At 71.1% G+C, this 24,669-nt stretch carries 18 protein-coding genes and 1 pseudogene; 14 read left to right on the top strand and 5 right to left on the bottom strand.

Going from position 1 to position 24,669, the window contains the following annotated elements; all coding sequences use genetic code 11:
• Window positions 1-969 (bottom strand): PP2C family protein-serine/threonine phosphatase (locus IE294_RS30280; RefSeq protein ID WP_189891340.1); only part of this gene is annotated, 969 nt, incomplete at its 3' end.
• Window positions 970-1,906: 937 nt separating this feature from the next.
• Here IE294_RS30280 and IE294_RS30275 point away from each other — a divergent pair.
• Entirely contained in the window at window positions 1,907-3,337 is a 1,431-nt protein-coding gene (locus IE294_RS30275) for a gluzincin family metallopeptidase (protein ID WP_189891308.1), read from the top strand.
• 12 nt (window positions 3,338-3,349) lie between these two features.
• On the opposite strand, the gene IE294_RS30270 is transcribed toward IE294_RS30275, so the two are convergent.
• Window positions 3,350-4,123: an HAD family hydrolase gene (locus IE294_RS30270; protein WP_189891306.1), complete on the bottom strand. Its 774-nt coding sequence runs from the start codon at window positions 4,121-4,123 to the stop codon at window positions 3,350-3,352.
• A gap of 372 nt (window positions 4,124-4,495) precedes the next feature.
• The gene (locus IE294_RS30265; protein WP_229917423.1) at window positions 4,496-6,838 is read right to left on the bottom strand and encodes an ATP-binding protein; all 2,343 of its coding nucleotides are present in this window, start codon (window positions 6,836-6,838) and stop codon (window positions 4,496-4,498) included.
• Between the two features lie 206 nt (window positions 6,839-7,044).
• On the opposite strand from IE294_RS30265, the gene IE294_RS30260 reads away from it, so the two are divergent.
• Both IE294_RS30260 and IE294_RS47935 read left to right on the top strand, forming a co-directional pair.
• Complete coding sequence (locus IE294_RS30260) at window positions 7,045-7,902, top strand: hypothetical protein (protein ID WP_229917422.1); 858 nt, start codon at window positions 7,045-7,047, stop codon at window positions 7,900-7,902.
• The gene (locus tag IE294_RS47935) at window positions 7,883-8,290 is read left to right on the top strand and encodes a serine hydrolase (protein ID WP_229917426.1); all 408 of its coding nucleotides are present in this window, start codon (window positions 7,883-7,885) and stop codon (window positions 8,288-8,290) included. Before IE294_RS30260 ends, IE294_RS47935 begins: the two co-directional genes overlap by 20 nt.
• A 901-nt stretch (window positions 8,291-9,191) precedes the next feature.
• Here the strand turns inward: IE294_RS47935 and IE294_RS30250 are convergent.
• Window positions 9,192-10,181, bottom strand: coding sequence for an XRE family transcriptional regulator (locus IE294_RS30250; RefSeq protein ID WP_229917421.1), 990 nt, complete (start codon window positions 10,179-10,181; stop codon window positions 9,192-9,194).
• An 818-nt stretch (window positions 10,182-10,999) separates the two neighbouring features.
• Here IE294_RS30250 and IE294_RS30245 point away from each other — a divergent pair.
• From IE294_RS30245 to IE294_RS30235, 3 genes and pseudogenes are all read left to right on the top strand, one after another.
• Window positions 11,000-11,359: a hypothetical protein gene (locus IE294_RS30245; RefSeq protein ID WP_189891302.1), complete on the top strand. Its 360-nt coding sequence runs from the start codon at window positions 11,000-11,002 to the stop codon at window positions 11,357-11,359.
• 129 nt (window positions 11,360-11,488) lie between these two features.
• The gene (locus IE294_RS30240) at window positions 11,489-11,890 is read left to right on the top strand and encodes a hypothetical protein (protein WP_189891300.1); all 402 of its coding nucleotides are present in this window, start codon (window positions 11,489-11,491) and stop codon (window positions 11,888-11,890) included.
• A gap of 272 nt (window positions 11,891-12,162) precedes the next feature.
• Window positions 12,163-12,669: pseudogene (locus IE294_RS30235) on the top strand (acetolactate decarboxylase); the annotation flags it as partial.
• 452 nt (window positions 12,670-13,121) lie between these two features.
• Here IE294_RS30235 and IE294_RS30230 read toward each other — a convergent pair.
• Window positions 13,122-14,195, bottom strand: coding sequence for a LacI family DNA-binding transcriptional regulator (locus tag IE294_RS30230; protein ID WP_189891298.1), 1,074 nt, complete (start codon window positions 14,193-14,195; stop codon window positions 13,122-13,124).
• Window positions 14,196-14,458: 263 nt separating this feature from the next.
• Between IE294_RS30230 and IE294_RS30225 the strand changes: the two genes are divergently transcribed.
• From IE294_RS30225 to IE294_RS30190, 8 genes are all read left to right on the top strand, one after another.
• Window positions 14,459-15,646 (top strand): ABC transporter ATP-binding protein, encoded by a 1,188-nt coding sequence (locus tag IE294_RS30225; protein WP_229917419.1) that lies wholly within the window; start codon window positions 14,459-14,461, stop codon window positions 15,644-15,646.
• Window positions 15,647-15,662: 16 nt separating this feature from the next.
• Window positions 15,663-16,934, top strand: coding sequence for a polyamine ABC transporter substrate-binding protein (locus tag IE294_RS30220; protein WP_189891296.1), 1,272 nt, complete (start codon window positions 15,663-15,665; stop codon window positions 16,932-16,934).
• A gap of 26 nt (window positions 16,935-16,960) precedes the next feature.
• A complete protein-coding gene (locus IE294_RS30215) occupies window positions 16,961-17,806 on the top strand; it encodes an ABC transporter permease (protein ID WP_373315866.1) in 846 nt (281 codons plus the stop codon).
• A complete protein-coding gene (locus IE294_RS30210) occupies window positions 17,803-18,648 on the top strand; it encodes an ABC transporter permease (RefSeq protein ID WP_189891295.1) in 846 nt (281 codons plus the stop codon). The genes IE294_RS30215 and IE294_RS30210 overlap by 4 nt, the downstream gene beginning before the upstream one ends.
• Window positions 18,649-18,723: 75 nt before the next feature.
• Window positions 18,724-19,725 carry an SIS domain-containing protein gene (locus IE294_RS30205; RefSeq protein WP_014670361.1) on the top strand — a complete coding sequence of 334 codons (1,002 nt, stop codon included), beginning with the start codon at window positions 18,724-18,726 and terminating at the stop codon, window positions 19,723-19,725.
• Window positions 19,726-19,839: 114 nt separating this feature from the next.
• Window positions 19,840-20,763 carry a PfkB family carbohydrate kinase gene (locus tag IE294_RS30200; protein ID WP_189891293.1) on the top strand — a complete coding sequence of 308 codons (924 nt, stop codon included), beginning with the start codon at window positions 19,840-19,842 and terminating at the stop codon, window positions 20,761-20,763.
• A 168-nt stretch (window positions 20,764-20,931) separates the two neighbouring features.
• Window positions 20,932-22,830 (top strand): helix-turn-helix domain-containing protein, encoded by a 1,899-nt coding sequence (locus IE294_RS30195; protein ID WP_189891291.1) that lies wholly within the window; start codon window positions 20,932-20,934, stop codon window positions 22,828-22,830.
• Between the two features lie 322 nt (window positions 22,831-23,152).
• Window positions 23,153-24,640, top strand: coding sequence for an aldehyde dehydrogenase (locus tag IE294_RS30190; RefSeq protein ID WP_359833878.1), 1,488 nt, complete (start codon window positions 23,153-23,155; stop codon window positions 24,638-24,640).
• Window positions 24,641-24,669 lie beyond the last annotated feature (29 nt).

Genomic DNA, 24,669 nt, shown 5'->3' with positions numbered 1-24,669 from the left:
CCGGGCTGCCGGGGCGAGTGGGCCGGCGAGGCCGAGCGGCGGCTGCGGGGGACTGTCGAGCGCTCCGGCGAGCACCCGCTCGTCACGGATCAGCAGCGGTGGAGGATGACCGCAGTTGACCCAGTGCAGCACCCCCGTCTCGGTGTCGAGCCGGCACAGCACACCGGTGCAGAAGTGATCGGGTAGCCACTGGGCGAGCGCCTGGTCGACGGAGCCGACGATGTCGGTCAAGTCGCCGCCGCCCCGGCGGGTGTTGCGCGCCGCCGCCATGGCGACCGACGTGGTCAGGCCGGCGATCAGATCGTGGCCCATGCCGTCGAGGATCATCGTGTGCAGCACGTTCTTGACCACCGAGTGGTCGAAGGCGTCGCCCGCGATGTCGTACGCCGGTTCCAGGACCGCGGTCGAGACGCACCTGCTGCTGCCGATGGTGCGCGGCGGCAGGAAGGCTCGCACCATCTCGGCGGGCAACCCCATGGGTGCGGTACGGGTGCGGGCAGCGAGCCAGTCACTGTAGGCACGCTTGGAGGAAATGATCATGGCGAACAGGTGGGCCAGCATCCGGGCGCGGCGCATCAGCACCCCGTCGAGCGAGGTGGCGCGCACCGCGAGCACACCGAGCCGCTCCGCACCGTCGAGCAGAGGCATCCAGACGATCAAGCCGTCATCGGCATCGACCACCCGCGGGGAGAGCGTGCGGTAAGCCCAGCCGGCCGACCAGCGGTCCACCGGGAGCGGTTCCAGGGCCTCGTCGAGTGGGATGAGCAGACGTTGTTGCAGGTCCGCGAGGTAGATCAGCGCGGTGCCCAGGCCGAGGGCTGAGGCGCATCGATCGGCCAGGGCAGGCAGTTCGACCGGCAGGGCCGTTTGCGCCTCCGTGATCAGCTGTTCCAGCAGGCTCTCCTCTACCGCGGGGTCGGGATCGGAGGGCGCGTCTGGTGGGTCCGGCACGGGGATCACCCCTTCCATGCCCAGTCTCACACTGATCCCGTCCTCTCACGCCTCCAGTTGGTGCGGCTACTCGACGGGTGCCTCCGGTCCGCCGGCGGCGCCGCCGTTTCGACGGTCCGGCCCGGCGGTCGCCCGGCGGGCCCTACGCGAGGACTGAGCGCATTTCTTCGCGGCGGCCGACGTAGTGTGATCGGTCATCGCCGGCCCGGTGGCTCTATCCCCGGGTCTGACCTGCAACGATGCTGTCTTCGCAGAAGACGGCCACCGGGCCGCCCCGGTCGCACGGAAGATCGCGTTCTTCGACGCGGACGTCGCCGGGCCCGTAGAGGACGGCTCCGCGCAGTGCGGTTCTCCCTGCAAGTGTGTCGGGGTGGTCCGGGAGGGTCAGAGGTGGCGGGTGCGTGCGGCGGCGTGTTCGGCGTCGCCACCGAGGCATCGAGGATGGAGAAAGCGCGAGGCCAGGAGGCAGTCACCTCGGGGTGGTTCGCCGAGCCGACTCGCGCCCCAGCGCAAGATCCCGAATGGAGTCCTGTCGTGTCCATCGAAGGGACGCGATATGACTCGATGGCCATGAGGCGATCCGGCTCCTGAGGAAGCAGTGCGAGGAGCAGGCCACCGGACATCTGGAGGCGGCGGCGTCGGCCCGGCAAGGCCGCTCCTGCCGTGGAGCGGGTCAGGGCGAACGATCACCTCGTGGCCGTAAGCGGCTCACGCCGGCTCCGTCACTCGTCCGGCCGTCACCTCATGCACCCGGTCCTCAGGCAGTGCGCACCGGCCATCGGCCGTGGAGAACCGCCTGTCCGGCCGTCACGGCCCACCGACCGGAGGGACCCACCCGCCTTGTTCGAATTGACGCCGGGCTGCCGCGGCCTCGTACTGAACAGGACGGGCTCCTGGCAAAGGTTTCCCCGTCAACTTCCATCACCTGCAACCTCTCCCCTCTCAGGGAGCCACCATGACGGTGCAGCAACAGACAGCGACTCCTACGGTTCTGGTGTACGAGGACGACCCGGGATTCCCTCCCCGGGTCAACATGCCCGTACCGCATCCCGTTCCCCAGCTCGACACACAGCCGTTCCCGACGGCCATCGCGGACGCCGCGCCGCAACCGGACGGTGCCGGGCCGGGCACCGAGGCGTTCCGCTACTGGGTGGCGGCCGATGCCCTCAGCAGGGCCACCCAGACCTGGGGGCCGCTGGTTCCCACCGGAACCCAGTGGCACCCGACGGCCGGCCGCGCCCTCACCGCGCACCTCGACGCGGGAGTCGACCTCAACGCCTTCTACGACCGCAAGGGCCTGTGGTTCTTCCGCAGCACGGTGGCAGGGGTCACCGTCGCCGCCTGTGAGAGCCCCGAGGTCGTCGCGCACGAGACGGGGCACGCGGTCCTCGACGCCCTGCGCCCCCAGCTGTTCAACGCCGCGAGCGCGGAGACGGCCGCCCTGCACGAAGCCTTCGGCGACATCAGCGCACTGCTGACCTCGCTCCGGCTGGAACCGCTGAGGATCGCGGTACTGGCCGAGACGCAGAGCGACCTGGAGCTGTCCTCACGGGTGTCGAGGATGGCCGAGCAACTGGGCGCCGCGATCCGGCAGGGTCACCCGAACGCGGTCGACCCGGACTGCCTGCGCAACATGGCGAACAGCTTCTTCTACCGCGACCCGGTGCATCTGCCGCCCAGCGGGCCCGCGAACACGCTGTGCAGCGAGCCGCACTCGTTCTCCCGTGTGTTCAGCGGCGCGTTCCTGAAGATCCTCGCGGGGATCTTCCGCCAGCAGGACCTACAGGACCAGGCCGGCCTGGCGAAGGCGGCCGAGATCGCCGGACAGCTGCTGGTGGACGCCGTCGTGGCCGCGCCCGTGGTGTCCGCCTACTACGCGCAGGTCGCGGGTCACATGATCGCCGCGGACCAGCGCCGCAACGGCGGCAGATACGGCTCGCCCCTGCGCTCGGCGTTCATCCGCCACGGCATCCTCTCCCTGGAGGCCGCCACGGCCATCACCGAGCCGGAGGTGGCTCGCCGGGGCGCCGGGATCGCGGAGGCTACGCCGGGCGGCAGCGAGGAGGAGGGGCTGACGGCCGTCACGGTGCACGGGACGTCGTACGGCGTCACCCAGCCCCTCACCCTGTCCGCCCCGGCGCAGGAACGACGTTTCGGCATCGCGAGCTCCGACCCCGCAGGCGGCTCGGTGCGGCCCGCCGACCCCGAGCAGGTCGCCACGTCGTACCTTGAGGACCTCTTCCGGCGGGGCCGGGTCCACGTGCCCGAGGAGCACCGGACCGCCGCGGCGCTCGTCGACGACAGCCCCTCCCGGCTGAAGACCCACGAGGTCATCCGGAGCACGACCGGTGAGGGTCTCGCCCTGGTCCGGCGGTGCTTCGACTGAGTGTCCGCCTGGTCAGCGGAAGCGCAGACGACGGACGGTGAGCCGTCCGTCGTCCTCGCTCCGGACGATGTGCGTCGTTCGCGGCGTGGGCTCCTCGCCCTCGTACACCGCCTCGCCCCGCGCCAGCAGATCACTGATGAACTTCTCGGACGCCCGGCGCTCGGCGTCGTCCATCGGTGCGCCGTCCACCGGTTCTTGCAGGTCCACCGGGAAGCCGGCACGTTCGAGCGCTTCGGCGCCCCGCGTGGTCACCATCGCGAGCACGAGCCGTTCGGAGACGCTCCGCTCGACAACGGCCTCCGTGTCGTTCACGGCTGTGGTCAGCTCGGGCAGGCCGCGGCCGTCCGGCACCTCGACCCACGCCCGGTGCACTGGGCGGTGCTCCGTCACGGCGCGCGCGAACACCGGGTCGGCCGCCGTGCGCATCCCCGCCTCGCGGGCGAACGCGCGCTCCCGGGCGTCGTCGCCCACGAAGACACAGTCGCCGGCCGTGGCCTCCCCCGCGCCGGCGACCGCCCGGTCGAAGATCCCTCGACCGTCCTTCGCTCCCCAGTGCACGAGTGCCTCGTCCGTGAACCGGCCGGGGAACGTCTCGTGCAGCGCCGCCGCGGCGCGTGACGCGGCACCGGCGCCCGGTCCGGGGTCGGAGATGATGCCGGTGCGTACGTCGTGGAGTGTGTCGAGCACGGCCATGACGCGCGGTCGGGGGCGCAGTGTCAGAGAACCGTCGGGTTCCACACGGGCATCCGCCAGGGTCGCCCCGACGTCGAAGAAGATCACAGACATGTGGAGTGCCTCCCCACGACGGCCGCCCCTGAGTCGGGCCCACCCGGGTGAGACGTGCTGGTGTGTCACCGGGGGCCGGGAACGTCCGCCGGGTTGTTCGTTCGGTGGCCCGGTGACTTCGTGCCGGCCAGGCCGCTCGCCGGCCGAGCAGCTCCCTGCCGCGGTCACCCACCGGGGAGGAGACGGCCGCCGACGCGATCTACCGCACCCGTGCATGGGGTGTGCGTCCCCCGTCCAGGCCCCACGTCACCGACCGGGGGGTGATCCGCACCCGCTGCCCGGACGCGGGTAGCCGCGTCACCGGCGGACGGTCCTGCTGGGGGCGCCGTCTCGCACCAGCCGGTGCCCGCCCTGTGGGGCGTGAGGATACCGTCAGCTCCCCGCGGGTTCGGTGCGCCGCTCGTACGCCCATACCGCCAGCTGCGTGCGCGAGGTGAACCCCAGCTTGCCGAGGATGCGTTCGACGTGGTTCTCCGCGGTGCGCTGGGCGATCGTCAGGCGCGCCGCGATGTCCTTGTTGGTGAGGCCCTCGGCGACCAGCTCCGCGACCTGGCTCTCGCGCCGCGTCAGCCCCGGCACCCCGGCGGCGTCGTCCAGTACGTAGGCCATCGCCTCGTCCACGGTGGCGCGCGCGCCGCGGCGGAACTCCCGGTCGAAGGCGGCGGCGGGCAGCGCCTCCCGTACCGCGGCCTCGAAACGCACGTGCTGTGCGCGCATGAACGGTGCCGAGCCGAGTCGCCCGCCCACCGACTCCCACAACATGTGCAGCACGCCCAGGAGCCGGGCCGCGCGCCGCGGGGCGTCCTGGGTGCTCCACGCGATGACCTCCACGCACATGGCCACGTCCCACCAGTCCTGGAACGGGCGCAGCCGGGCGATGGCCGCCCTGGCGTTCGCGATCGCGTCGACGGGTGCGTCCGCGCGCCGGGCCAGCAGGGCGCGGGCGAGCAGGGCCATGCCGTGCAGCCATGACTCGTCGTGCGCGCGGGCAGCCGCCTCGACCTCGTCGCACGCCTCGTCGGCCGCGGCGACGTCACCTCCGTAGGCGTGCGCGATGGCGAACTTGACCCGGCATTCGAGGGCCGCGTCCAAGCAGCCCTGCGCGCGGAACTCGGCGCGCGCCCGCGCGAACAGCTCGGCGGCGCCGGCGAAGTCCTCGTTCCAGATGGCGAGGATCCCGTGGTGGTGCCAGACCCACGCCGACTCCCGCCGGTGGCCGCCGCGCCGTGCCGCCGCCTCACACGTGGCGAGCGCGCGCCGCACATCGGCCTCCGGATCGCCTTGCAGCATGCCCAGATACGTGTCGGTGACCCGGGCCCGTACGCGGACGGCGGCGTCCGGGCCGGCCGTGTCGTCGCCGTGGTCCTGCGCGTGGTCGGCGGCGAGCAGCTGCGAGAGCCGGCGGCGGCCCTCGGACAGCAGACCGGCGGTGATCCAGTAGTGCCGGGGCGACACGGCCAGGGCCAGACCGGCCCGTGCCTGTCCGGGCCGCTCCAGGCAGAACTCCAGGGCGGCACGGAGGTTCGGGTGGTCCAGGCGCAGCCGCGTGAACCAGTCGACCTGCCGGGGACCGAACCACTCCTGCCCGGCCCGTGCGGTCAGTTCGGCGTACCGGTCCCGGTGGCGGCAGCGGATCGCGTCGACCGAGCCGGACGCGGCCAGCCGCTCGTGCCCGTACTCCCGTACCGTCTCCAGCATGTGGTAGCGCGCACGCCCGCGCTCATGGCGGCAGTTGACGAGCGACTTGACCACGAGCGCGTCGAGGGTGTCGAGCAGGGCGGCGGGCGGCAGTTCGGCGTCCGCGCAGACCCGTTCGAGGCTCTCCAGGTCGAAGCCGCCGCGGAACACCGAGGCCCGCGCCCACAGCAGCCGTTCGCGCTCCGTGCACAGTTCGTGGCTCCAGTCGATCAGCGCGCGCAGGGTGCGCTGCCGGTCGGCGGCGACGCGGCTGCCCCCGGTCAGCAGCGCGAACCGGTCCGTGAGCCGCTCCAGGATCTCGTGCGGCGTCAGGCTCCGGATGCGGGCCGCGGCCAGCTCGATCGCGAAGGGCAGCCCGTCCAGACGGCGTACGAGCTCGGCGACGGCAGCGGCATCGGACTCGGTCACGGTGAAGCCGGGCAGCACGGCGGCGGCCCGGTCGGCGAACAGCGCGACGGCCGGATTGTCGCTCAGGGCGCGTACGCCGTGCCCCTGGTCCGCGTCCGGCACCGGCAACGGCTCCACGGGGAAGACCTGTTCGCCCGCGATACCGAGCGGCTGCCGGCTGGTCGCCAGGACGCGCAGCCCGGGCGCGGCCCGCAGCAGCGCGTCGATCAGGCGGGCGCACGCGTCGACCAGGTGCTCGCAGTTGTCCAGGACCAGCAGGGCGCGGCGCTCGCAGAGCCGGGCGACGAGGGCGGCCGTCGCGTCGGCGCCGGAGCGCCCCGGGTTGGCCACGTCGAGAGTGCCGAGGACGCTCGGTGCGAGCTGCTCGGGGTCCCGCAGGGCGGCGAGTTCGGCGACGTACACGCCGTCGGGGAAGGCGGAGCGCGCTGCGTCCGCCGCCACGCGCAGCGCCAGCCGGGTCTTGCCCACGCCGCCGACCCCGCTGAGCGTGACCAGACGCGCGTGGGAGAGCAGCCGTGCGATCCGGGCCGTCTCCGTCCGCCGCCCGATCAGCGACGTCAGTTCGACGCCGAGGCCGACGAACGCCCCCATGGCCGGCCCCCTTTCCATGAGCGGCCATCTTACGGACGCACGGCGGCGGCACCGGCACGGCACGGCACCGACCGTAGCCGCACAGGAATTGAGTAGTTCTCCCGTTTCCCCGCGCGCCCGCCCGCCGCAGACTCGGCGACGCGGTATCGGACGATCATGTGAGGTGTGCGTTGTCGGCAGGCGCGGTGGCAGGGCGGGAGCGGGCCATACAGTTGGGAGAGCGGGTGTGGACCTATCAGGGGACCTTCCCCCGCAGGCCGCTGACTCTGCTGGTTCCGCTCGTCATCTCGTTCATCGTGTTGTGCACCCTCGCCGGTGACCACTACGACGAGGAGTCCTCGTTCCGCCTCGCGTTCTGGGCGGTACTCGGGGCGGGCGTGGTGTGCGTCGCCCTCTGCGCCCGGCACACCCGGATCCGGATCCGTGAGTACGAGCACGGCTTCGAGCTGCGCCGGCCCGGGCGCCGCACGCTGCGGTACACGTGGCAGGAGATCGCGTCCGTCGAGTCGACCCGGGTGTCCGTCCATATCAACCTGGCGCACTCGCACGACGTGCTCAAGACCGTGATCCGTCCGTACGCGGGCGGCCGGATCCGTGTCAGGGGCCTGGACTACGTCAAGGTCCGCGAGGAGTCGGGCTTCTGGCGGATGTTTTCGAGGGCCACCCCCGACACCGGTGAACGCTTCGTCACGACCGCGACGCAAGCCGTCGCCGCGGCCCTCGCGCAACGTCATCTGGACGAGCTCGGCGCGGGCGGCGCCTTCCAGTGGGGCGCCTTGACCTTCACCGATGAGGGGCTGACGCTCGCCCCCTTCCCCGGGGCGATGCCCTGGTCCCGGATCACCCTCGTCTCCGCCGGTCCGGGCAGCGGTGTCCGGCTCGATGTACGGGGGCTGGCGGAGCACATCGGCAGCGGGGCCCTTTCGGCCCGCGCGACGAAGGCGGGCTACCGCACCCAAGGGGACCGGCTGGAGGTGTTCATGCCCGCCCATCGCCCCGGATCGGACTACGCGGCGCTGGGCATCCTGCTCGCCGGCGGTTCCGCCCTGCGCGGTGAGCGACATGGCGGACGCGGGCGATGACGGAACGTGGGATGCCGCGCGGGCAGGGTGGGCGTCGACGTCGCGCGCCGCTTCGCTGAGCATCCGGCCATGGAACTTCGTCTCGGCCGAACGCCCGCACCTTCTCTACTCGCTGACCAACTCGTTCACCTCGGTCGCCGTGGGGCTCGCGATCGCCGACGGGCTGCTCTCACTGGACGATCGGGTGGTGGACGTGCTGCCCGACCACGTTCCGGACGACGTCTCGGAGCAGGGACGCCGCCTCACCGTTCACCACCCGCTGTCCATGACGGCCCGGACACCGCACCGACAGCCTTGCCGAGGCCTGGCGACGGGAGCCGGGCGACCTGGTGAAAGGCTTCCTGCGCGTACCGTTTCCCCATGCCGAGGGAACGCGGCACACCTATGACCATCCCACCACCTTCATTCTGGCCCGGATGGTGGAAAGGGTCACGGGGGCGCGGCCTCCCGGAACTGCTCGACGAGCGCCTCTTCGAGCCCATGGGCGTCGATCACGCCGAATGGGACCGTGTGGCGAGCGGTGCCGCCTTCGGATTCCACGGACTGCACCTCACGACCGAGGCTGTCGCCGCCTTCGGGGAGTTGCTCCTACGCGAAGGCATGCGGGGCAACCGCCGGCTCGTCCCGTGCGCATGGGTGGAGCTCGCGACCAGGCGGCACACCGATACCCTGCGACTCAAGACGGATCGGGAGATGCCGACTACCTTCGCGGCTACGGTTACCAGTTCTGGATGTCGCGTCACGGTTACCACGGTGACGGCTCGTTCGGCCGGCAATGCGTGGTCTCGCCGTGACCGGCGGCCATACACGGGCACAGGCAGCGCTCGACGCGATAGGGGAGTGTCTGCTGCCCGGCGTGGAGGACGCGGCAAGCACCCCGGACGACGAGATCCTCGCCGATCGGCTGCGACGGCTGTCATGGGCACCGGTGCCGGGGTCGGGGGCCCCGAGCGTTCCGTCAGGGCGAGACTCGACGCCTCCGCCGAGGGTTCGGCCCTGCCCGACGGAGCCACGGTGATCGTCGATCCCGTGGACGACGGATGGCTCCTTCGACTCGGGCCGCACCTCGACATCGAGGTCGGCCACGGTGAATGGCGGGAGGGTTCGCCGCTCGGCCGCGCTGTCGTCGCGGCCGGCGCCTGGCAGGGCGACACGTTGTGTCGCGTAGGTGATGCGCCTTCCTCCGCTCTCCTCCTCGATGAACCTGCGGCTCCTCCGGTAGGTCGCCGGGGCACGGCTCGCGTTCACTCACCCCCGTAACTCCCAGACCACGGGCTGCCGACCAGCGCTCATGAGGGTGGCACGAGGGCGATGAGGAATTCCTGGTCGCGCGCACCGGAGCAGCGGCCCTGGACGATTTCCGTGCCCTCTTCGGTGTCCTGGTCGCGGAGCGAAAGGCATTGCCGGGTGGCGACGGAGCGCAGACGGAAATGGGCTGCGCCCGGTGGGCCGATCTGTTCGACACGGAACTGTTGTGCGGGGTCGTCGTCGGCACAGTCGTCCCGGGGTTCGATCAGATCGCGGCCCGGGCCGTCGCGTAGAAGGGTGAGACACCCGATGCCGTACTTCGGGTGATGCCATTGGATCTGCACGACGTTGTCACCGAGAGGTTCTATGTAGGTGCGCGGTTGGCCGGCTTTCGCGCACGGTAATTGTGCTGCGACGGCCGTGGAGTAGCGGTGCGTCCGGTCTCTTCCCTCGGTGAGGCAGAGGTGTGGTGTGCGGGCGGGGTGAATGTGCGCCCAACTGCCCACGGCCAGAATGGACAATCCCTGCACCGGATGTGTCGCGCGCGCCGTTTCGTGTTTTCCACCGAGGCCTGTCAGCAGCGCGTGCCCGCCCAGCGCTGCTCCTGCGCCGATCAATGCCGCCGCGAGCAGGTGCAACAGGTGACGCCGGCGACCCGGATACGGATTTTCGGGGCCATCCGCGGGGTCCGTCGCCGCGTCCAGGTCCGTGTCGGACGGGGTAGCGCCGCTGTGGGGGACGGGTCTCCCCTGGCCCAGGGCGAGGCGTCGGCGAGCGTCCAGCCATCGCTCGACGTCGGCTTCATCGAGCCCGCAGGCGCGGGTGTACACCGCGACGAACGGCTCGCGGGGCAGCGTGTTGCGGCCGAGGGTGGTGGCGATCGTGCTGGCGGGCATGGCGTCCCCGGAAGCCGTGGATTTTCCCTCCAGTTGGCGGTAGGTCAACCCGCTCCAGATCCGCAACGCGCGCAACGCTGCTGTGAACTCCTCCGGAGTGCCGGCCTGCTCCGGTTGCGGTACGTCTGGCGGCACCTCGCCCCGGTTCCTCTCTCGTCCTTGTGGCATCACTCCACGGTAGCGGCCGGCACGGGCACGAGGTTCAGCCGAACTCGTCAATCAGGTGCAGTGTTCGGCCATGTTCGGAACGCTGGTGAGCAACGTTCCGAAGATTCGCGAACACCTTACCGGGTTGATCCTGCCTACCGCCATTGAGACGCTTCGGGCTGTTGTCGCCGGCCGGCCCCGCGCAGAGGACGGCGCGAGGCCCGGTCCAGGGGGGAAGTCGTGGCCGCTTGCCCGGGCGGGGCCGGCCTGGCGATCCGCGAAAGGCGGCAGACCCGAGAAAGGCGGAGCATGAAATCGAGTTGGACGTATTCAGTCGTAGGTGCCGCAGGTGCCGTTCTGGCCCTGGGGATCTCCGTCGCACCCGCGCAGGCCGCACAGTCGGCTCCGGCGGCGTCGCCACTGCGTGCCGTACAGGCGAACTGCGGCTGGGAAGGACCCGACGTGGTCCACGCGGAGGGCACCATCATCAAGGACCGCGCAGCCGTTCACACCGGCCCCGCGGCCGAGTGCAGGGTCACCGACCATCGGTCCCTCAACAGCGGAGTGGAGATCTACTGCAAGTACACGAACACTGCGGGAAATCTCTGGTACTACACCACATTCGGGTGGATTTACAGCTCGTACATCAGGGTCGACAAAGTGTCGGTTCCCCCGGGCTACATAACCAGCTGCTAGTCGCGGAGTGCGTCGACGTACCCCCGTGAGCAGCCGCGTAAGCAACGAGGAACGCGTCTGCCCTCTTCGGCAACGAGATTCACCCGCACCAGACTCTGAAAGGACATCACATGCGCAAGAATGCCATCGGCGTGCTCGGAGCGTCGCTTGTCCTGGGCCTCGCCCTCACCGGCACTGCGTCGGCGGAAGTCGAGTCGGACGCGTCGAGCGGTGCGCCGGCCGTCTCCGCCAAGTTGAGCGCGGTGTCCGGCCGTTTCTACGTGGACGGCGTGAGGATCCACAACAAGCCGGACCTCGACGCGAACGTGAACGGGCTCGGGTACATCGGTCACAAGGTCACCGTGTACTGCTTCACCCGCGGGCCGCTGGAGACGAGCTGGTGGCGTATCACCGACACCACGACCGGGGTGCCCGGCTATATCGAGCAGAGCTACGGCGGCCCCAACAGCCCGGTGACCCAGCGCTGTTAGCCTCCCGCTCCCCCGAACCTGCGCCCAGGCGCCGCCCCGGCCGGAACGATGCCGGGGCGCGCTGAGCGCAGCCTGGTCACCCATGGGCACCTGGCACACAGCCTCTTTCCGACTGAGACAGGAGAATCCATGAAAACCAAGGTAGCCACAGGACTGCTGTGCGCTGCGGCCCTCACGGGTTCAGTTGCCACTGGTGTCGCGCACGCAGGCACCTCGAACGCGGCAGCGACCTCCTGCTACGCCCAGGCCGCCACACCGTTCTACAAGAACGGCACGGTCTATGCGACAGGCCATGCCTATTGCTCGCCGTGGGCTGACGTGGAGATCACGGTGACGATCACGGCGGACGGCGCCTTCGAGGGGGACACGGAGACCGGCGTGATCGCAGCGCCGCACATCTCCGACACCGCAGCCGCGCCGAACCGCTCCGGGAACCAGAAGTGGTGCACGCTGGTGAGCGGAAGCTACTACACCAACGGGAAGACGTATCCCATTTCCGATTCGGCGTGTGAGTCGTCGACGGCGTTCTAGGACGTGCGTCAAGCACGCGCGTGCGAACCATCGACCCCGCTCACCGTTCTTCCCGGCTCGATGTCTCGATCAGGCGGCGCCGTACCCCCCGTCCGAGGGGTCGCTCAGTCCGGCGACGCCGTTCGGGGTGCCGATGCCGGTGGGGGCGTCGTATCCGGGTACCGCGGCGAAGCCGTCGGCGGCGCCGGTGGTGATGTCGAAGAAGTTCCGCGGGTGCGCGTAGGGGTAGGAGTTGGGAAGGTTCCGGGGGCGGGGTTGCCGATCGCACTCCGTTCGCCGCGGTGACCTTCTTCCGTCCCGACGCGACGCGCCACCTGACCGCACCCATGACGAGACACGACGTGGAATCGGTCGTCGACGAACTCGCACCCAGCGGCAACCTGATCCGCGCCGTGCGCGTCGACGGCCACGTCGGCAGCGTCCGCACCAGAACGGTGGCCGAACAGCATCGCCCGTACCCGCCGTTGGTCGAAGCGGCCGAGGGTCGGGCCGTCGCCGCCTTCCAGGACATCGACGGCACCCTCGTGGGGTTCGTGACACCGGAATACGAAGGCGGAGTGTCGGTGCCGGGTCACCACCTCCACTTCATCGACCAGGCGAAGCAGAAGGGAGGGCACTGCTTCGACTTCGAGATCACCGCCGGCACCGTGGCCGTGGCCACCGCGCACGAGTTCCCTCTCAGCCTTCCCACCTCACCGGCGTTCCTGGCCTCGCGGCCTCCCGCCTCTTTCGGAGACCAGGTGCAGCGAGCGGAAGGCGGATCCGACCATGGGGAATGAGGCACAGGGAACAGACGCCGGCCACGTCTCGGACGGGCGGGTGCGGGGTCGCTACGGCGGCGTCGAAGGAAGCTTCCGGCCCAGAGGGCTGTCCACGGCGAGGCTCGGCGGACCGGTCTCCCTGCGGTGAGGATGCCTGCCCTCGGCGTCGCGCGCGAGGTGGCGCTGGGTTCTCACTGCGTCGCGTGCGGCGAGCAGGGGGTCCGCCCGCCGGGGCGGTCGTAGGGGCTGACGCTAAGGAGCGGGTGGTGCCCGCGCCCCGGCGCCACCTGCGCGCCGGAGCCCCCTCCATCCGCGGCTGTGCAGGCTTGGACAGGCGAGGTGGCGGCGCCGGCCTCCGGGGGCTCGACTCCGTACGCGTGGCCCGGTCCGCGATCAGGGACACTCCGCCGGCGCCCGCAGCCGTCGCGCCCGAGCGGGTACCGGGCCGCCCGCAAGCGTCGTATTCGAGATCAGGGACACTCCGCCGGCGCCCGCAGCCGTCGCGCCCGAGCGGGTACCGGGCCGGTCGACTCACGGGCGATGTACGTCGTGTTCAGGGTGTGCCGGCGGGGACGGGCGGCGGCTCCGTTGATGCGGCGGATCAGGATGTCCGCGGCCAGGCCGCCCAGTTCCTGCACGGGCTGGCTGACCACGCTCAGCCGCGGCCGGATGAGCGTGGTCCACTCCGCGTCGTCGAAGCCGATCACCGAGACGTCGTCGGGGATGCGGGCGTCGAGGTCGAGCAGGGCGTCGAGGGTGCCGAGCGTCGCCACGTTGTCGGTGGTGAACAGGGCGGTGGGGCGGTCGCGCGAGGTCATCAGCTCCAGTACCGCCGACCGCGCCCAGGCCCGCTCGTACCCGGTGTGCCGGATCAGCTCCGCGGAGCGCGGGATGCCGGCCGCTCGCAGGGCCTGGCGGTAGCCGGCGACACGTTCCGTGGTCGTCCAGATGTCCGCGCCCGGCGCCAGACGGGTGCCGTCGTCGCCCGGCATGGCCGAGGTGATCACCGCGATCCGGGTGTGTCCCGCCTCGGTGAACCGGGTCACCGCCGCCTTCACCGCCCCCCGGTTGTCGACGACCACGGTGTCCAGGGCGGCCCCGGTCAGCACACGGTCCAGCAGCACCACCGGGATGCCGGCGGAGACGGCCCGGGCGAGGTGCTCGTCGTCGATGGCGGCCGGCGCCACCACGAGCCCGTCGACGCGCCGCTCGATGAACAGCTGGACCGCGGCCTTCTCCTTCTCGCTGTCCTCGTCGCTGTTGGCGAGGATGGCCTGCAACCCCGCCTTGGCCGCGACGTCGGCGATGCCACGCACCGCCCGGGCGAAGTAGGCGTTCTCCACGTCCGCGACGACCACTCCGAGAGTGTCGGTCCGGCCGCTGATCATGCTGCGGGCCACGGCGTTGGTGCTGTAGCCCAGCTCGGCGGCGGCGGCGAGCACCCGCTCCCGGGTGGCCGCGCTCGCCGATCCGTACCCGCCTAGGACGCGTGCGGCCGTCGCCTGTCCCACACCGGCGTGCCGGGCGACGTCCGGGATGGTCACGCGACGCCTCGGCCGCGATTCAGGGGACATGTGCGGATCTCTTCGTGTCGGGCCGGCGAACGCCGGGGAACGGGACGGTGGGATTCACCGCCATTCAACCATTGACGCGGGGCCTCGGGGCGTGGGTAAGGTACGAGCGCGTTGGTAACGTTATCAATCCTGCCCGTCAGAACGCATCCTCCTGCCCTCCCCCGGACGGCCGTCCATGCGCCCTGCCCGACGGCCGCCCGCTCTCCCCTATCCGAACTCCGGAGGTCTCCGCGATGGCAACCGACACCCTTTCGCCGCCACCGGTCGGCGCAGATCCGGCCATCACCCTCGTCGACGTGGTCAAGGACTTCGGCGGCGTCCGCGGCGGAGCGGCGGTGCGAGGGGTGAACCTCACCATCGCCGAAGGGGAGTTCTTCTCCCTGCTGGGGCCGTCCGGCTGCGGCAAGACCACCACCTTGCGGATGATCGCCGGCTTCGAGGAGCCCAGCGGCGGGCAGATCCTGCTGCACGGCCGGAACATGGTCGGCGTCCCGGCCAACAAGCGGGACATCAACATGGTGTTCCAGTCCTACGCGCTCTTCCCGCACCTGAGCGTCGCCGACAACGTGGCGTTCGGGCTGCGCCGCCGGCGTGTCCCCAAGGACGAGATCCACGACCGGGTCGACCGCATCCTGCGCACCGTCGAGCTCGCCGAGAAGGCCGACCACCGCCCCCGGCAGCTCTCCGGTGGCCAGCAGCAACGCGTGGCCCTGGCGCGTGCCCTGGTCAACCGACCGCGTGCCCTGCTCCTCGACGAACCACTGGGCGCGCTCGACCTGAAGCTGCGGCAGTCCATGCAACTGGAGCTCAAGCGCATCCAGCGCGAGGTGGGCATCACCTTCATCTACGTCACGCACGACCAGGCCGAGGCGCTGACCATGTCGGACCGGATCGCGGTGATGAACGGCGGCTTGATCGAGCAGGTCGCCTGCCCGCAGGAGGTGTACGAGCGCCCCGCCACCGCGTTCGTCGCCGGCTTCATCGGCACCTCGAACCTGATCAGCGGCCGTCTGACCACCGCCGGACCGGAGGGCGGGGTGATCGACCTCGGCGACGGACAGCGCATCACCGTCCCGCAGTCCGCCGCCGGATCGGACGTCCAGCTCACCGTACGGCCCGAGAAGATCACCCTGACCACCGGCCCGGCCGGGGACGCGAGCCGCCTTAGGGGCACCGTCAGCGAGGTGGTCTACCTGGGCACCTCCACCAGCTACACCGTGGCCACGAGCACCGGCGCGGAGATGACCGTCTTCCAGCCCAACGACGGCACCGCCTCCGTCGTGCCGGCCCGCGGCGACACCGTCTGGCTGTCCTGGGCCACCGCCCACTCCTACCCGCTCGGCACCACGCCCGCCGCACCGGCCACGTCCACCACCGCCGACCGCGCGGTCCCCGACTCCGGTTCCCTCACCCCGAGCTGACGACAGGTCGACCACGATGCCCCTCCAGCCCACACCTCCCGCGCCCTGGCTGCGCGGACTGACCGAGCGCCGCTGTTCCCGGCGCGGTCTGCTGCGTGCCGCCCTCGGCGCCGCCGCCCTGGCCCCGCTCGCCGCGTGCAGCGTGCCCGGCGCCCGCAAGCCCGTGCCCGGCACGGCCGCCGAGATCGCCGCCGCCGTCGGCGACTTCTGGACCGGACGGAAGAAGAAGGGCCGGCTCAGCTTCGCCAACTACACCCAGTACATCGACACCGACCCCGGCGACCAGAGCCGGCACCCCACCCTGGAGGCGTTCACCCGCGAGACCGGCATCAAGGTCTCCTACGACGAGGTGATCGACGACAGCGCCTCCTGGTTCGGCAAGATCCAGCCGGAGTTCGCCTCGGGACAGGGCATCGGCTACGACCTGATGGTGCTGGGCGGCGACAGCTACCTGCCCAAGTACATCGAACTCGGCTACCTCGCCCCGCTCGACCACAGCCGCCTGCCCCACTTCGCCCAGTACGGCGGTGCCGCGTTCAAGAACTCCTCCTTCGACCGCGGCAACGTCTACACCGTGCCCTGGCAGTCCGGCATGACCGGCATCGGCTACGACCCGGACAAGGTCGGCCGGAAGATCACCAGTTGGCAGGACCTGCTCGACCCGAAGCTGCGCGGCAAGGTCGGCATGTGGAACGACGCGGTGCAACTGGGCAACATCGCCCTGCTGGCCGTCGGCGTCGACCCGGAGACCTCCACGCACGCCGACTGGCGCAAGGCCGCCGCCTGGCTGCGCGAGCAGCGCGACGCCGGCCTGGTCCGCTCCTACAGCACCAGCACCTACCAGTCCTCGCTCCAACGCGGCGACCTGTACGCCTCGTTGGTGTACTCCGGCGATGTCTTCCAGGCCAACCGGAGCGGCTCCCGGCTGGAGTTCGTCATTCCCGAAGAGGGCGGACTGCTGTGGACCGACAACCTGTGCATCCCCTCGACGGCCGCCCACCCCGTCGACGCCCTGACGTACATGGACTACGCCTACCGGCCCGAGGTCGCCGCGAAGATCAGTGAGACGGTGCAGTTCGTCTGCCCCGTCCCGGACGCCCAGCCGCTGATCGCGCGCGACGCGGACGCCGCCGACGGCAAGCGCCGGTCCCTGCTCCGCTCCCTGAGCACCAGCCCCCTGGTCTTCCCGACCAAGGCCGACGAAGCCAAGCTGCGCCACCTGCGGGTGCTCGACGAAACGGAGGAGAAGCAGTGGAACGCCCTGTTCGAACCGATCTACCAGTCCTGACGCGCCGCCGGCGGCGCCCCGGCGCGGTGCTGGCCCCGTATCTGATGGTGCTGCCGGGCTGGCTGTGGCTGGCCGCCTTCTTCGTGACGCCGGTGATCGTCATGGTGTCGCTGTCCCTGCAAACCGGCGACTTCATCGACGGCTTCCGCCAGACCTTCCACTTCGCCACCTACGCCCACGTGGTGCAGACCTACCACGTGCAACTGGTCCGCTCCCTCCTCTACGGCGCCGCGGCAACCGTCGGCTGCGCGCTGGTGGGCTACCCGGTGGCCTACTGGATCGCCTTCCGGGCCGGCCGGCACAAGTCGGTCTTCCTCTTCCTGCTCCTGTTGCCGTTCTTCGTCTCCTTCGTCATCCGCACCCAGTCCTGGAACGTGGTGCTCGCCGACAACGGCGTCCTGCTCGGCCCGCTCAAGCACCTGGGGCTGCTGCCCGCCGGCTTCCACGTCCTGGCCACCCCGTACGCGGTGATCGGCGGACTGACCTACAACTTCCTGCCGTTCATGGTGCTGCCCGTGTACGTGGCCCTGGAGCGGGTGGACGCCAAGGTGATCGAGGCCTCCACCGACCTGTACGCGTCCCGGGCGCAGACCTTCCGGCGCGTGGTGCTGCCGCTCTCCCTGCCCGGAGTCTTCGCGGGCGTCCTGCTGACCTTCGTGCCCGCCTCCGCCGACTACGTCAACGCCGGCATCCTCGGCGGCCCCTCGACCACCATGATCGGGAACATCATCCAGACCGAGTACTTCACCAACCTCGACTACCCGGCCGCCGCCGCCCTGTCCTTCGTCCTCATGGGCGCCCTGCTGCTGGCCGTGTTCGCCTACGCCCGCGCCCTGGGCACCGACGACGTGCTGGAGGTGGCCGCGCGATGACCACCGGCACCGTCACCCGCGCCGAGGACGCCGTCACGGCGCCCCGGCCGCGCACCGGCCGACGCCCGCGCCGCCGTCCCACGCTCACCCTGTATACCTGGCTGGTACTGGCCTGGCTGCTGCTGCCGATCGCCGTCATGGTCCTGTTCGGCTTCAACGACACCCACAGCAAGGTGAACTTCACCTGGCAGGGCTTCACCCTCACCTGGTACCGGCACCTGTTCGCCCTCCCCAACCTGACCTCGGCGCTGGTCAACAGCCTCACCGTCGCGCTGGTCGTCACGGTGGTCGCCACCCTGCTGGGCACGCCGATCGGCCTGGCCCTGGGCCGCCACCGCTTCCGCGGGCGCGGCTCCGTGGACCTGCTGCTGTTCGCCGCCATCGCGGCCCCCGAGATCGCCCTGGGCGCCGCCCTGCTGTCGCTGTTCATCGTCCTCGGCGTGCCGCGCGGCTACTGGACCATCGTCATCGCGCACGTGGCCTTCTGCATCCCGTACGTCGCCATCACCGTACGGGCCCGCATGGCGGGTCACGACCCGACGCTGGAGGAGGCCGCCCGGGACCTCGGAGCCGGGCCGTGGACGGCGTTCCGGCTGGTCACCCTGCCCGCGCTGCTGCCCGGTGTGGCCTCCGGCGCCCTGCTGTGCTTCGCCCTGTCCATCGACGACTACATCATCACCAGCTTCAACGCCGGCCGGACGGTCACCTTCCCGCTGTGGGTGTACAGCGCCAGCCGTACCGGCGTGCCCCCGCAGGTCAACGTCATGGGAACGCTGATCTTCGTCGGCGGCCTCGTCATCGCCGGTGCGAACGTGCTGTTCGCCCGGCGCCGCGCGGCCTGACACCTCTCCCGCGCCGCCAGAACACCGGCCCGGTCGCGGCCGGTCGGAAACAACCCCTCGAAGGAAACCATCACCGTGCTCTCTTTCAACGAAGCCGAGTTCGTCGCGCAGACGGAAAGCCTCGTGGCACTGCGCCCCCGGATCGAGGAGGTCGTCGACCGCCTCGTGGACGAGGGGTACGACAACGTCCTCCTGGTGGGCGCCGGCGGCACCTACGCGCAGATGTGGCCGTATGAGCACCTGGCCCGGCGCACCTCGGTGCTGCCGGTGCGGGCGGCCATCGCGGCGGAGCTGGTCGTCTCCGGTGACGCCCGGCTGGGCGAGCGGACCGCGGCCGTGTTCACCTCCGTCTCCGGCACCACCGAGGACAGCCTCAAGGCCATCGACCACTGCAAGGAGCGGGGCGCGTACACGATCGGCTTCACCGGCCACCCCGACTCCCCCGTCGCCCAGCGGGTGGACACCGCGCTGGTCTCGGCGCCCAAGGCCTGGCCGTTCGACGTCCAGATGCTGCTGTTCATGGGCCGGCTGCTCTCCCGGAGGGGCGAGTTCACCGGCTACGACCGTCTCGCCGACGAACTCGCCGGCCTGCCCCGCATCCTGGTGGAGGTCGCCCGACAGGCCGAGCCGGTGGCGTCCGACTTCGCCGAGGCCCACAAGGACACCGACTACCACTTCCTCATCGGCGGCGGGAACCTGTGGGGGTTCACCTACCTGTACTCCATGTGCATCCTCGAAGAGATGCAGTGGCTGCGCACCACCCGGGTGCACAGCGCCGAGTTCTTCCACGGCTCGCTGGAGCTGCTGGAGGAGGACACCAGCGTGATCGTCTTCCAGGGCGAGGACGAGACCCGCGCGCTCACCGACCGGGCCGAGGCGTTCGCCCGGCGCGTCTCCAAGGACGTCACCGTCTTCGACACCCGCGACTACCCCCTTACCGGCATCAGCCCCGAGTTCCGCGGGCTGCTGGCACCGCTGGTGCTGGACACCGTGATGGACCGGGTCAGCAAGCACCTGGAGCGGGTGCGCGACCACTCCCTGGACCTGCGCCGCTACTACCGCGTCATGGACTACTGACCGCGGTCCGCCCCACCCCACCTCCATCCGCCCCGGCGTGCCCGTGCCCGTGCACCGGCACGCCCCGAGCGGGCGCCGCGCACCCGCGCGGCGCCCGCCCTCCTGGAGACTTTGATGAACATCCTCGGTTTCGGCGACAACGTCGTGGACCGTTTCGTGGACCGCGGCATCGACTACCCGGGCGGCAACTGCGTCAACGTGGCCGTGTACGCCCGCCGTCTCGGTCTCGACACCGCCTATCTGGGGGTGTTCGGCGACGACGGCCTCGGTGCCTTCCTCCGTACGGCCGTGACGGCCCAGGGCGTCGCGGTGGAGCGCAGCGTGGTGCGCCACGGTGAGTCCGGCGTCTCCACTCTCCATGTGCAGGGCGGCGACCGGGTGTTCCTCGGCTACAACGGCGGCGGTGTCACCGTGCGCGATCCGCTCGTCCTGGACGACGCCCTGCTGGCGTACGCGGCGTCGTTCTCACTCGTGCACTCCAGCGTCTACTCGCGCACCGAGAGCGAACTGCCCAAGCTGGCCGCGGCCGGTCCCCTGGTCAGCTTCGACCTCTCCGACGACGACGAGTTCCGCTCCCCCGCCTACCTGGACCGGGTCTGCCCCCACCTCGACCTGGCCCTGCTGTCCTGCTCCGACCTGGACGAGGCGGCCACGCGGCGGTTGCTGGAAGCGGTGGTGGCGCGGGGAGCGCGCATGGTCCTGGCGACCCGCGGCCTGGCGGGGGCCATCGTGTACGACGGCCGGACCCTGGCGACGGCACCGGCGCGCGCCGCGGACCCACGGACCATGACCGACACCATGGGCTGCGGTGACGCGTTCCTCGCCGGTTTCGCGGTGTCCCTGCTCCACGACGGCTGGTCCCGCCGCAATCCGCCGTCCCGCACCTCTTTGGAACGCGCGCTGCGGCACGGCGCGCGGTCGGCCCATGACCAGTGCTTCGTCGAGGCCGCCTTCGGCCACGGCCGGCCCGCCCCCGGGACACCGGTCCCGGTGCCGCTCGACCAGGCCGGCGCGAACGCCGCGGAGTCCCAGCCATGACTCGCCGCGCCGCACGGCAGAGCACATCGCCCGCGCGCTGCCGCGAGGCTCCTGGACCGCGGTGACGGACGCATCCGGGCCGTGCGGGCGCGCGGGAGCGTGGGATCGGAGCCTCTGTGGCAGACCCCAGGTCTTGAGCGGGACGAGGTGGAATGGCACAGTCACCTCATGACGAGCGCCGCCGCCGACCGCCACGACGATCTCAGGACGTGGCTCTGTGCCATCGCGGACCTCGCCGAGGCGGTGAACGGCACCGGAAGCGTGCGCTCACTGCTGGACCTCGTGGCCAGGACGGCCTGCCGGCTGCTGGACTACGACTTCTGTTCCGTGCTGCTGCCGGACCCGGCGCACCGGGTCCTCGCCATCGAGGGGGCCCACGGGCTGTCGGCCGCCTACATCAGAGGCGTGAACATCAAGCACCCGGTGCGGATCGGGGCCGGCGAGTGCGGAGAGGCGCCTTCGAGCCGGGCGTTCCGCACGGGCAGGGCCGTCGCCATCGGTGATGTCACGGCCGAGACCCACTACGCGTGGGGCGGGGTCGCCGAGCAGCAGGGCTACCGTTCCATCATCGCCGTACCTCTCATGACCTCCGGCTCCTGCCTGGGCACGCTGACGTGTTACCGCGCCGGCACGCACGAGTTCTCCGACGACGAGCAGGAACTCCTCACGACCCTGGCGAACCAGGCGGCCATCGCCATCGAGACGGCCCGCCTGCGGGACCGGGAACAGCAGACGATCGGCGAACTGCGGGGACTGAACGACTCGCTGCGCGAGCAGCATGCCCTGCTGCGGCACAGCGAGGACATCCACCGCCAGCTGACCGAGGTCGCCCTGCGCGGCGAGGGCATCCGGGGAGTCGCCGTGGCGCTTGCCGCACTGCTCGACCGTCCCGTTCTGTTCGAGGACGCCGACGGGAGCAGGCTGGCGGCGGCGCAGCCCTCCACAGCGGTGCCGGGCGACCCGTTCGACGGTCCGGACGGCTTCTCGGTGCCGCGCCAGTCGCTCGCGGACCTGCCGGCCACCGGGGTCGTCGAGGTGGGGACGGACGGCGGCGGGATGCCGTGGGCGACGTCCGCGGTCGTCCTGGCCAAGGAAGTCGTCGCCCGGGTGTGGATCCCGGGAGACCTGGCCGGCCTCGGCCCCCTCGGACGACGGGCCATCGAGCACGCGTCGGTCGTGGCCGCCCTGGAGATACTGCGCGAACGCACCGCCGTCGACGTCGAATGGCGGCTGCGCGGAGAGCTGTTGACCGATCTGCTCACCCAGCAGCCGGCCGCCATGGCGACGGTCGTGGCACGGGCCGCCCGCCTCGGCCACGACCTGCACCGGGCGCACTCCGTGCTCGTCGTCCGAGTGGACGACGAGCCGGTGACACCCGGCTCGGCCCGGGGAACCGACACCCCGCGCCGGGTGCTGTCGGCCGTCCACGCCATGGCGACCCGGCAGACCCCCCGCCCCTTGGTGGCCCGTCACGGTGACGACGTCGTCGTGCTGTGGCCGTCGGACCCCGACGGGGAGGACGTTCCCGCGGGAGAACCGACGCCCGTGACAGCACACGTCGCACCGGCGGCGGTGTCGGCGGCCGACACCATCCGCCGGTCCGTCGCACGCGCCCTGCCGATCACCGTGACGGTCGCGGTGTCGCGGCCGTGCGCCGACCTCGCGGACTACCCGGCCGCGTTCCGTACGACACGGGGCGTCCTGACCATCACGCGGTTGCGTGGCCGCCGCGACCGCACGGTGGAACTGGGCGACCTGGGGGTGCAGGGGCTGCTCCTGCAACTTGAGGACCCCTCGGAGCTGCTACGGTTCGCCGACCGCGTGCTGGCGCCCGTTCTCGACTACGACCGGCGCCGCCACACCCGGCTGCTGGACACGCTGCGCACCTATCTCGCCCACGGCCTCAGCACGGCCCGCACGGCCGAGGCCCTCTTCGTACACCCCAACACCGTCGGACTGCGGCTGAAGCGGGTCGAAGAGCTGCTTGAGGTGAGCCTGACGGAACCCGACGCGCTCTTGCAGATCACCGCCGCACTCGCGGCGATCGAGGTCAACGGCCTGGGATGACGGCCGTACCAGGCAGCCGTTCGCACATCCTCTGATCAGCCCCCAGCCCCCTCACGGTCCGGCGACGGTCCGACCGAGCATGCCCCCTGAACGGCCCGCCGTGGACTGTGCGGGTCCACAGCGAACCCCTTTGACGATGTGTGCCCACACATCGAAACGGACGTTGCCTGGGCCAATACTCGATCGCAGTCCGGCCGCCGGAACCACGATTCCGGTTCGACACCCTCGTGCCCCGGCCGACCCGCGGACGCCGGCCGTGCCCGCACCGCGAACCCCATCTCCGCTTCGTCCGAAGTGTGACGCCTGAAGGAGGCGAACCGCCCTGGTTACCCAGATCCCCGTCCCCGCAACGAGCGAGGCCACCACGCACCGCGACCGGGCCATCGTGAACCCCGCCACGGGAGAAGTGATCCGCTCGGTACGGGACAACACGCCGTCCGAAGTGGACGAGGCGGTCGAGGCGGCGAAGGCGGCCTTCGAGTCCGGTCCGTGGCCACGTCTGCCGCGCAGTGAGCGCGCCCGGCACCTGCTCCGCTGCGCCGACGCGATCGAGGCGAACAGCGAGGTGCTGTTCCGGCTGGAGACACAGAACAACGGCCGGCCCCTCACCGAGACCAAGGCACAGCTCTCCCGTGTCCCGGAGTGGTTCCGGTACAACGCGGGACTGCTGGCCGCCCAGCGGGACGCGGTCCTGCCCGGAGACGGCCCCTACCTGACCTACCAGCGGCGTTCACCGCTCGGCGTGTGCGGGATCATCACGCCGTTCAACCACCCGTTGCTGATCCTCGCACGCAGTCTGTCCGCGGCCCTGGCCACCGGCAACACCGTGGTGGTCAAGCCCTCGGAGCTGACTCCGCTGACCACGCTCGCGCTGGTCGACGTGCTGCGCGCTGCCGGACTCCCCGACGGGGTGGTCCATGTGGTGACCGGCGGGCGGGAAGTGGGGGAACGGCTGACCGGGCATCCGGACATCGCCAAGATCACGCTGACCGGGGGGACCGAGGCGGGGCGCGCCGCCGCGGTCGCCACCGCGTCCCGGTTCGCCCGTGTCACCGCGGAACTCGGCGGCAAGACCCCGATCGTCGTCTTCGACGACATCGATCCGCGCGTGGCCGCCGAAGGGGCGGCGTTCGCCGCGTTCGTCGCGGCCGGCCAGTCCTGTGTCGCCGGTTCACGCTTCCTCGTCCAGCGGGGTGCCTACGACGCCTTCGTCGAGGCGCTCGCCTCCCGTGCGTCGGCCATCCGCATCGGCGACCCCGCGCGGGCGGAAACGCAACTGGGTCCGTTGATCAGCGAGGTCCAGCGCGAGAAGGTCCTGCGGCTGATCGGGACCGGCGTCCAGGAGGGCGCCCGTGTCGCCGCGGGAGGAGGCGTTCCCGAGCTGCCGGCGGAACTCGGCGACGGCTACTACGTGCAGCCCACCGTCCTGGCCGACGCGACCATGTCGATGACGGTCGCACGGGAGGAGATCTTCGGTCCCGTCGCGGTCGTCGTGCCCTTCGACGACGAGGACGACGCGGTCGCCATGGCCAACGACAACCGGTTCGGCCTCGGGGCGGGTGTATGGACCCGGGACATCGCACGGGGGCACCGGGTCGCGGACCGCGTCGTCGCCGGAATGGTGTGGGTGAACGACCACCACCGCCTGGAGCCGTCCCTCCCGTGGGGCGGCGTCAAGGAATCCGGTGCCGGCCGGGACGCCGGCCAGGAGTCCTTCGACGACTTCACCTGGGTCAAGACCGTCGTGGTGCGCACCGCCGCCGACGACGTCGACTGGTACGGGAACTCCGCGCCCGGCCGTCTCAACTGACCCTGCCGAAAGGTGAGTTCGTCGCCCCG

Source organism: Streptomyces canarius, assembly GCF_014650735.1.
Lineage (GTDB): Bacteria > Actinomycetota > Actinomycetes > Streptomycetales > Streptomycetaceae > Streptomyces > Streptomyces olivaceoviridis.
This window is presented reverse-complemented; position numbering and strand designations above follow the sequence as displayed.

Bases quoted from the DNA above. Each gene is read 5' to 3' on its own strand.
- IE294_RS30195 (WP_189891291.1), top strand. From the start codon at position 20,932: ATGACGAGCGCCGCCGCCGACCGCCACGACGATCTCAGGACGTGGCTC.
- IE294_RS30245 (WP_189891302.1), top strand. From the start codon at position 11,000: ATGCGCAAGAATGCCATCGGCGTGCTCGGAGCGTCGCTTGTCCTGGGC.
- IE294_RS30220 (WP_189891296.1), top strand. From the start codon at position 15,663: ATGCCCCTCCAGCCCACACCTCCCGCGCCCTGGCTGCGCGGACTGACC.
- IE294_RS30210 (WP_189891295.1), top strand. From the start codon at position 17,803: ATGACCACCGGCACCGTCACCCGCGCCGAGGACGCCGTCACGGCGCCC.
- IE294_RS30225 (WP_229917419.1), top strand. From the start codon at position 14,459: ATGGCAACCGACACCCTTTCGCCGCCACCGGTCGGCGCAGATCCGGCC.
- IE294_RS30265 (WP_229917423.1), bottom strand. From the start codon at position 6,838: ATGGAAAGGGGGCCGGCCATGGGGGCGTTCGTCGGCCTCGGCGTCGAA.
- IE294_RS30240 (WP_189891300.1), top strand. From the start codon at position 11,489: ATGAAAACCAAGGTAGCCACAGGACTGCTGTGCGCTGCGGCCCTCACG.
- IE294_RS30275 (WP_189891308.1), top strand. From the start codon at position 1,907: ATGACGGTGCAGCAACAGACAGCGACTCCTACGGTTCTGGTGTACGAG.
- IE294_RS30270 (WP_189891306.1), bottom strand. From the start codon at position 4,123: ATGTCTGTGATCTTCTTCGACGTCGGGGCGACCCTGGCGGATGCCCGT.
- IE294_RS47935 (WP_229917426.1), top strand. From the start codon at position 7,883: ATGGCGGACGCGGGCGATGACGGAACGTGGGATGCCGCGCGGGCAGGG.
- IE294_RS30200 (WP_189891293.1), top strand. From the start codon at position 19,840: ATGAACATCCTCGGTTTCGGCGACAACGTCGTGGACCGTTTCGTGGAC.